Annotated in this window: 3 protein-coding genes and 1 pseudogene; 1 reads left to right on the forward strand and 3 read right to left on the reverse strand. The window is 47.4% G+C overall.

Going from position 1 to position 1907, the window contains the following annotated elements; genetic code table 11:
- The first annotated feature begins 93 nt into the window (after positions 1-93).
- Entirely contained in the window at positions 94-477 is a 384-nt protein-coding gene (locus tag ACEPPX_RS11670; protein WP_416624176.1) for a hypothetical protein, read from the forward strand.
- A gap of 30 nt (positions 478-507) precedes the next feature.
- Here the strand turns inward: ACEPPX_RS11670 and ACEPPX_RS11675 are convergent, their stop codons facing one another.
- From ACEPPX_RS11675 to ACEPPX_RS11685, 3 genes and pseudogenes are all read right to left on the reverse strand, one after another.
- A complete protein-coding gene (locus ACEPPX_RS11675) occupies positions 508-1278 on the reverse strand; it encodes a DNA adenine methylase (protein ID WP_416624177.1) in 771 nt (256 codons plus the stop codon).
- A 49-nt stretch (positions 1279-1327) separates the two neighbouring features.
- Entirely contained in the window at positions 1328-1435 is a 108-nt protein-coding gene (locus tag ACEPPX_RS11680) for a zinc finger domain-containing protein (protein WP_416624178.1), read from the reverse strand.
- Positions 1436-1571: 136 nt separating this feature from the next.
- Positions 1572-1907 (reverse strand): annotated as a pseudogene (locus ACEPPX_RS11685) (hypothetical protein); the annotation flags it as partial.

Consider the following 1907-nt stretch of genomic DNA (forward strand, 5'->3'; position numbering starts at 1 on the left):
TATTGGCTTGAACAAAGCACTCCGATTGCTCGGCTGTTTTAAGAAGCTAGGGCATCATGTATCCATCAGTTAAACATACAAGGAAATTAAAAAATGGACACATTAGAAATCAGAGCTGCTACAAAATACGTTAAGACAAAGAATCCTAATCAAGGCTTCTTCGCCGAAGTATACCGCGCAGGGCTGGATGCTGAGGTTGTTTGGCACAATACCCTGATAATGATTTGGGAGTGTACCTTGCACGATTGCCTCGAAGATATCCGCACTTATATGGACAGCGAAGGCGGCTATGAACTAGCCAAGCGTGCGTTGGAACTTAAAGAGCAAGAGGAAGATATAACAGATGCTTTGTTTAGGGCTGTAGAAGAGTTACTTTTCCGCCAACCTAACAAAGAAATGGTAGCCGCCGGCGCACCATCACACACTGACTACCTTACTGCTGCATTAAGACTGATTGCTACCAGGAACGCAGAATAATAAAAGGGACGATATCGTCCCTTTTAACAATTACCAGTTACAGATGACCAGCTCGCCACTGGTCTTTTGCGTTTTATCGCGCCCAACCGAATATGCAAGCTCGAGACGATCGATGCGGAAATCTTTAAACAGATTGAGAATATCCGGGTGGTCGTTTATGGACAGCATGACTTTACCTTTGCACTCACGCATCATTTTGGCCAGTAGTTCGTACTGGGGCCAATCAAAAGCACGGTCATAACCTGCGAGCTGCCAGTATGGCGGGTCTGCATAGAAAAAGGTGTGAGCTCGGTCGTAGCGTTTGAAGCACTTTTCCCACGGCTCGTTTTCTATGTATACGCCATTGAGCCTTTGTCGGGCGGCGGCCAGACGGCTTGCAATGTCGGCAGCTTTAAATCCGGCGCCTGTAGTCGCTGTGCCGAAGTGCTGGTCAATGGGCTTAGCGCCGAACGCAGTATGCTGCAGATAATAAAACCGGGCAGCACGTTGGATGTCCGTCATGCTATCAAGTGGGATTGATTGCAGCCGTGTAAAAACCTCGCGGCTGGTCAGCGTCCACTCGAACTGGCGTACAAACTCGTCGAAATGGTGCTGCACCACACGGTATAGATTGATAAGTTGACCATTGAGATCGTTGAGTACCTCGCACTTGGCAGGTTGAGGACGCATAAAAAACAAGGCGGCACCACCAGCGAAGAGCTCCACGTAACATGAGTGCTCCGGAAACATGGGCAGCAAATGTTTGGCCAAGCGGCGTTTACCGCCCATCCAGGGCACAATTGGCAGAGGCTTTTGAGTCATGATTACTCCTATATATAAGCATCGGTACTCAAAGGCACTCAAGATTGAATTATTGGGTTTTAAAGTGATTAAGCGATTTGCAGCGCGGACACTTGATTTCAAAGCAACCACGGCCAACAGCCAACAACTTAAAACAATTTTTGCAACGATGTTTCATTTTTCACAGCATCCTTGTCGTTAGTGATAAAATCGCCGCACCTCGCGAGGTACGGTAAAAAAGGCTAACGCAGACATGGACTGCCGAAGCTGGCGTGGATTGGTGTTGCAGCACCACCACGCAGCCGTTCAATCGATCAAATACCTCCTTCTGTGACAAACAAAGTAAAAAATACGGAGACGCCAATATTGGCAAATGGCACATTGGTACGCAAAGACACCTGACCGCCATCTAAATTACAAAGGTTGGCAGAATAAGGAGTCGGGCTTAAAGTAGTATGTGATATCTGAACATACACTTTGGGCTGGTTGTAGCGGTGTCGGAAAGATATTGGCATGGTGTACGGGTAACCGTTTTGCACCCAATATGATTTATCCAGCTCAATAATCTCACTTAGCGGTTGGGGCAATGGATATGGGGCAGGATTGGGTAGTCCGGCATTATTACTCCATGTCAGCATGCCATTTTCTAC

It is taken from the genome of Neisseria sp. S1 (assembly GCF_048060015.1).
In the GTDB taxonomy this organism is placed as follows: Bacteria; Pseudomonadota; Gammaproteobacteria; order Burkholderiales; family Neisseriaceae; genus Neisseria; species Neisseria arctica.